The 6,873-nt window shown below is 40.3% G+C and carries 5 protein-coding genes; 4 read left to right on the forward strand and 1 reads right to left on the reverse strand.

Annotated elements, in window-relative coordinates:
- Window positions 1–249 precede the first annotated feature (249 nt).
- Complete coding sequence (locus ASU31_RS23935) at window positions 250–1,332, reverse strand: RICIN domain-containing protein (RefSeq protein WP_057934774.1); 1,083 nt, start codon at window positions 1,330–1,332, stop codon at window positions 250–252.
- 1,411 nt (window positions 1,333–2,743) lie between these two features.
- Between ASU31_RS23935 and ASU31_RS23940 the strand changes: the two genes are divergently transcribed.
- The 4 genes from ASU31_RS23940 to ASU31_RS23955 form a co-directional block, all read left to right on the forward strand.
- Window positions 2,744–3,415: a hypothetical protein gene (locus ASU31_RS23940; protein ID WP_057934775.1), complete on the forward strand. Its 672-nt coding sequence runs from the start codon at window positions 2,744–2,746 to the stop codon at window positions 3,413–3,415.
- A gap of 576 nt (window positions 3,416–3,991) precedes the next feature.
- Window positions 3,992–4,603: an RNA polymerase sigma factor gene (locus ASU31_RS23945; protein ID WP_057934776.1), complete on the forward strand. Its 612-nt coding sequence runs from the start codon at window positions 3,992–3,994 to the stop codon at window positions 4,601–4,603.
- A 95-nt stretch (window positions 4,604–4,698) separates the two neighbouring features.
- Window positions 4,699–5,721: a FecR family protein gene (locus tag ASU31_RS23950; RefSeq protein ID WP_057934777.1), complete on the forward strand. Its 1,023-nt coding sequence runs from the start codon at window positions 4,699–4,701 to the stop codon at window positions 5,719–5,721.
- Between the two features lie 52 nt (window positions 5,722–5,773).
- The coding region (locus tag ASU31_RS23955; RefSeq protein ID WP_157258251.1) for a TonB-dependent receptor plug domain-containing protein at window positions 5,774–6,873 on the forward strand (1,100 nt) is incomplete at its 3' end.

The following is a 6,873-nucleotide window of genomic DNA, read 5'->3' on the forward strand; positions in this document are numbered from 1 at the left end:
CACAGATATTATCACGTTCGGCCCAGCAGTAGTAGGTTTAACGAATGTATCGATACCCCCTAAATAATCTTATGGGTGGTACTTTCTAAAGGCTCAAGATGACAATTCTTTATTTATGTTGTGACCTCATCATCGAAACTTTATGTTAAATTTCGGAGATAGAATTCTCTGAAGAAACAATCTATGGGGAGCAATAATTGATAACTTGAAAAGTTCAATGCATGCTCCCCAAATAAATCTGATTTAAAATTAATAAACACCGTCTAAATCTATGGCGCGTACAATTTTAACGTGCCTGAATGCATTCGCTTCTGACCATTCTGAATCCTGATTCATTCCATATGGCCAAAAGTGGCCACCCCCGCTATTTAAATTACTGGTAGGGGTTTCAAACGCTCTGATAGAGGCTGTGCCATTCGCACCAGAGTATCCACCTCCGTTGGTAAGATTGTACCAGCCCTGGGTTTGTCCTACACCATAACAATGCCCCATTTCATGCATCGCAGTACGAACAGACTGGTATCCTGTATTTGCACCAAAGCGTATGTCACCATTTACATTTGCCTCAGCGGTAGGTACCCCTGTATTGTAGGAAACATTAAGGGTTCTCGCATCCCAGTCTGCACCAGCATTGTAACGTGCACATGCATCATTCATGGCATTTGTTATTCTGGTAATCACATCGGCAGGAACACCATCTGTTGATGTCCATCTCCAGCCAACTTGTCCGTTGTATTTTATTTTTACCAAAACCCATTGTTGGTTTTCTCCGCTATGTGAAGAATATTGGTTGATGTCGCCGCCGTCATCCAATGATGATCCCCATAAATCCAGTGCCTTTCCACTTGCCCTGTTAACAATCCGGTAGTAGCCGCTCCCTAGGCTTACAAACTGCCATTGCTGGTTATTGGCACCGGTATAGTCATTAATCTGGATATTGCCACCATTTGTATTATCAGCAGCGGTCAGCGCCCGATTACTTTCTACTCCGATGATACTGTAGTACCCGCCTGATAAGGCTGTCAGTTTCCATTGTTGGTTAGTGCCACCTGTTCCTCCCCACTGCCATACACTTGTATTGTTGCCGTTTTGACCACCGGGTACATCTATAACCTTACTACTTGTTCTGCTCATTAAATAAAATGTTCCATTTGCAACCGTTTGCGGAATTTCAATAGCCTGTATGGCCTGGATTTTCCGTTTTGTTATTGCCGAATTAAATGTTTCCGTCTCACCGGAAGTCGCCTCGGCAACTTTCTTACAACTGGTAGTACATACCGCCGCAAGTAAAATCACACTTGCATACTTTAAAAAAAGCATTTTGTTTTTCATAATTATGTTTCGATTATTTGTTAGGCAGTTTATGCGGCTACCGATGGATTTATAATCCCGAAGGCATAAAATTTTCTGAATGTCAAAAAATCTCCGGGTTTTAGACAATGAAGTTTAAGTTCGTTAACAATGGCTACCTTGGTGTAGCCGCTTTAACATTAGCACGCTTTCGATTTATAGCTATAAAGCGCCCTCGAATACCTTTTGGGTATGACAGATCTGGCTACATCTGCTATTAAATGGTAAAAAAACAAGCTGGAACCGATATGTAGAAATGTAGGCCGCCTGCTATTGCTAATCCTGAGTATGTTTTGATTGACTGATAATGTTAGTAAACATTTTCGATTCATATGATATTTGGTTAGGTGATTTACAATGAAAATTGTAATAATTGAACTTGCACTACAAAAATAATGTGCCTTCGATTACTGATAGGGATGTAAATCAACCGAATTCGAGGGGTAAATCAACCATTTTACATATGTTATAAATAAAATAAATGTTCTCTATAGGATTTGCAACATGCTGTCAATAGAGAGGAATGGCTGCACTGGCAAAGAGGTATAGTGAAGGTAAGAGCCATGTGCGAATATCCAGAATTTCATAAGGTTGTTGAGGTATTTTCGGAGAATCACGATAATGGGATTTATAGCCACATTTCGGGTGAAAGTTATCCGGACTGTCTTGTAAAGGAGTTCGTAAGTATGTCGAAGGTCGCATTAGTATTGATGTGCCCAAGATGGTTATCCTTGCTGAGAAATGATCTGAGCCATCCGTATCTGTTTTATGCCTTGGCAGGGCTAAGGTAAAAGACGGCACATTAACGCCTATAAAACTACCTGGTGGCGATTGTTTTTACATGAAAGATTTACTGGCTGCTTACCTGGAGAGCCAGCAAAATGGCCGTATTTAATTACCCCTGCTTTACCTGTTCTTTACCCTTTGTTGCTACCAGGTTAACCCCAAGTTAACCCCAGGGTTACCCCGGCGTTACCTTTTCTCTACCTAAAAGGTAAAGCCAGCGCCTGCTTTCGCAGAATGGCGCCACCACTTAGGGTTATGTTGCCCCTAAGCAGGTTGCCACAAGTGGCCCAGCTGTGGCAGCGCGGGCCAATTGTAATGGTCCATTTTAGCTCATTATCGGTGTTAATTGGTCCATTTTAGCTCATTTTAGCTCAAAATGGGGTGCCAATGCCGCAAAGTCGCTAGGTTTGAAGCATGGATTTAAACATACCGGTATAAACAGCAATCCTTTTTTGAACAAACATTTCCACTAAAAAAACAAAAATTATGGCAACCTATTTAAAAAAATATAACTGGCCATCGCAGCTGATATATCAGCACTCATGGGTTGAGAAACATTATTTTTCTTATTTTAGAGGGATCAGAAGTACTGAAAATTATTTTCCATATGACTAAAAAGCTGTTATTTATTTTAGTGTTGAGCTTAGTGTTTAGTTTGAAATCTAAAGCACAGCACAAATCAATAAGTCCATCTGATGTAGTTCCGTTTCAGGTAACTGTCGAAAAATCTATCTATAAAGGTAAAAATGCCCTAGCTCTGCAAATAAAAGGTGAGGCTAACGGGGACAATACACTGGCAATTTTGAAGGATATTGAATTCCATAACGGCGTAATTGAAACTACAATTTGCGGGCAACCACTTGCAAACGCTGGAGAAACAGCCCGTGGCTTTGTAGGTATTGCGTTCAGGGCGGCTTTAGATGCATCAAAAATGGAGGTTTTTTATTTACGGCCTACCAATGGTCGGGCAAATGATCAATTGCGCAGAAACCATTCCAGCCAGTATATTTCTATTCCGGGATATCCCTGGGAAAAATTAAGAAAGGAAACACCAGGACAGTATGAGGCGTATGTAGATATATTGCCTGCGGAATGGATCAAAATAAAAATTGTAGTAAAGGATGAAACTGCCAAGCTATATGTTAACGGTGCTGCTCAGCCTACTTTGATTGTAAATGACTTAAAGCAGGGTAAAGATATTCGGGGAAGTATCGGGTTATGGATTGGCCCCGGAACATTAGGTCACTTTACTGATGTTAAGGTAACTAAAGAGGATTGATAAAAATGATGTAAATCCAACCATCGAACCGATAATTATTTTTGGAACAAATCTATACCGTTTTACACTACATTTTTTTGGCTATTTTGATATCATCGCATCCTGTATCGAACTTTAACGAGCGATGGTATGCCGCTTCATTAGTTGAAAAATTGAATTATGCCAGGTTCTTTAACGGTAACAGAGGCTTTTACCGGATAAGCTTCTGTTAATGCTGTTGCTGCTATTGTGATCATATATTTTGCAGCAGGCGGAATAAACATCATGCTGAACTTCCCAATATAAGAAAGCAATGTTTTAGAAAACTGAAATTTTTTCTCTTTAGCATTCCTCTTCGAACATTTTCAGTTGAGCCAATACCTGAAAATCGACTTTGGTTATAACTCAGGTTTGTCTATTTTTGAAGTGAAGTTGCAGAATAGCTTTTTATGAGCACAGTTTTAGAAGAAAATATTTATAAATTTGTGTTCCAGTAATATTATCCAACAGCTCCTTCAGATTGGTAATAAAAATGTTATCATTGCAAATGCGGTTGAACCTAATATAACTTGAGTAGTTATCAAACCCCTTTCATCATTGAATTTGGATAATAGCTTAACCGATACTCAGCTTTGGGGCCGTTTGTTGGATGGCGATATGGAAGCTTTGGAAGAAATTTATAAGCGGCATGCTCCATCAATATTTCAATATGGCTCACGATTGCTCTACAATTCAGAAGCGGTCAGAGATTGTATGCAGGATGTTTTCGTAGGTTTTTGGTCAAAAAGAACAAAGCTGCCAATGGTATCGAACGTGCGCAGTTATATCATCACCTCGTTCCGCAATTCGGCGAACAACTACCGCTTATCGACGAAGAAATTCAAAGATTCGGAAATTGATGACCATGACTACTTTGACCTGACCTTTTCAGTTGAGTTGGAGCTGATTGAAAAAGAAAAGCAAAATGAGCAGACTGCGAAACTGTCCAAGGCAATGGAGCAGTTAACCCCCAGGCAGAAAGAAATTATCTATTTAAGATATTTTGAAGAACTGGAATATGAAGATATCTCTGAGATTATGGATTTAACCATCAAAGGTACTTATAAACTCAACGCCCGTGCACTTGAGGCGCTTCGCCTGATCATGAAAATAGACAAGGCTTTATTGATGATTTATCTCATTAGCATAAATAAAAATCATATCCTGTAACCGTTACCAATTTTTTTTAAATTATTTTTTATTTCATGGGGTAATTTTCAATATTCATCTGTCTATATGGTGAACCTGCTTTAAAGGTACCATAGATGAACGAAAAAAAATACCATAATTATACTGTTGAAGAATTTCTGAATGATCAGGATTTCATTCGCTTTGTAAAATATAATCTTCAGGATGATGTGGCGTTTTGGAAGGGCTGGGTTGAGGCGAATGCAGGTCACCTGGAAAATTACAATCTTGCCTTCAAAGAGTTAAAGTACATTCTGTCTGCAGAACATATTCAAATCCCACCATTTTTTATTGAGGAGCTTTGGGTTGATATCAAGGCTTCAATAACAGAGAGAGAAGTAAAAAAAATGAAAATCAGGCGAACAGCGATCTGGATTTCATCTATTGCAGCATCTCTGGTTTTTGCCGTATTTTCAGCCTGGTATTTCAACAGCGATGTTGTTGTTAAAACAGCTTTCGGTGAAACCAAAATCGTCACATTGGATGACAGCACCAAAATACACCTCAACTCGAATTCCGTATTGACCATGCCGAGAGCCTACCTGTGGAAAAAAGTGCGGTCGGTTTCGCTGGATGGAGAGGCATACTTCAGGGTTAGGCATTTGAATGTCGATCCTGCAACAATACAAAGAGGAGACCTGTTCGTGGTACACACCCCAACTGTCCAGATTCAGGTGCTTGGAACAGAATTCAATGTCAGAGATCGCCGGCATGAAGCTCAGGTAGCGCTTATAAGTGGCCGGGTACTAGTAAGATCGATGAAGACAGGAAAGGAATTTAGTATGATACCAGGTAATGTATTCAAAAACAATATGCTTAATGAGGGGATCACATCTAGTGCTGCGCAGTCCATATCTCCATCATCATGGATTGAAGGTAAGCTCATTCTTAAGCAGGCGAAAGTGAGTGAGATTATAGCTGCTTTCCAGGATAGGTACGGATATAAAGTTGTCATAGAAGACCAAAATCTCCTCAATGAAGTCATAGATGGGACGATCTCCTTAAAAGATGAGAACGGAGTCTTATTCACCCTGAGTAATATACTTAATGTCAATATAAAGAAGGAGGGAAGCGTGATCACACTTACATCAAGACGTTAACGCGTCCGGCTTCAAAATACAATCAACAACCAAACAACCAACCAAGCAAAAAATGAAAACAAAACTACTTAAACCGATCACCGCTGTGATTGTTTTTCTAATGGTGTTTTTTGTAGTCACGGATTCCTCCGCGCAGCAGAAAACATTAACACTTGAAAAGGCCCTAAATGAAATTTCTGTCCGATTTAAGACTAAGTTTGCCTATAAGCACAACATTATTCAGGGCAAAACCACGACCTCAGAAAGCCTGAATGCGAAATCTGTCGATGAGGCGCTCAAGAGGGCTTTATATCCTAACGGTCTTTTGTTTTTATATGTGAGTGAGGGCAATTACACTATTATAGCGCAAGAGGATAGGATGTTTCAGAATGATCTCTCCGCTACTCAATTAAAAAACGATAACGGAGAGGTTTATTATAGTGGAAAAGTTACTGATCAGGATGGAGAAGGGATGCCAGGAGTGACCATAAAGTCAAATGGTTCCAATCGCGCTGTCATTACCGACCGTCAGGGAAGTTTTTCCATTTTTCTTCCTAATACAGCAACAGCAATAAGCTTTTACTATTTAGGCTACGAATCTGTTACTAAAGATCTGGATGGAAAGGTGACAAACTTATCGATAAGAATGAGACCTGCTGCAGGTGAACAACTTCAGGATGTAAATGTGATGTCAAACGGTTATCAGATGTTGCCCAGGGAGCGTTCTACTGCTGCTGCAGCTGTAATCAAGGCCGCGGATCTACAGAAAATCAAGACGCCTAATCTTATACAGCGACTGGAAAACCAGGTTGCGGGATTGAAGGTTGATTTGAATTCTGATAATATGTTTACCTATGGGAATACACAAATTGGAATTAACAGCGGTACGCGCAGTGTGGGTAGATCAGATTATAGTATGTCCATTCGTGGGGCCAGTACGCTGCGTGGAGAAACCTTTCCATTGGTGGTGGTAGATGGTGCGATCAGTGAATTGGATCTATCTACCATCAATCCTAACGATGTTGAAAACATCACGGTGTTAAAAGACGCTGCCGCCGCTTCTATCTGGGGTACCCGGGCTGCGAATGGCGTAATTGTAATTACCACGAAAAAGGGCGGCCCCAATCAGGCACCCAGGGTGAGTTTCTCGGTTTCAGCTACCGTGTCCAATAA

Source organism: Pedobacter ginsenosidimutans, from assembly GCF_001442625.1.
Classification (GTDB): domain Bacteria; phylum Bacteroidota; class Bacteroidia; order Sphingobacteriales; family Sphingobacteriaceae; genus Pedobacter; species Pedobacter ginsenosidimutans.

Bases quoted from the DNA above. Each gene is read 5' to 3' on its own strand.
- ASU31_RS23935 (WP_057934774.1), bottom strand. From the start codon at position 1,332: ATGAAAAACAAAATGCTTTTTTTAAAGTATGCAAGTGTGATTTTACTT.
- ASU31_RS23950 (WP_057934777.1), top strand. From the start codon at position 4,699: ATGAACGAAAAAAAATACCATAATTATACTGTTGAAGAATTTCTGAAT.
- ASU31_RS23940 (WP_057934775.1), top strand. From the start codon at position 2,744: ATGACTAAAAAGCTGTTATTTATTTTAGTGTTGAGCTTAGTGTTTAGT.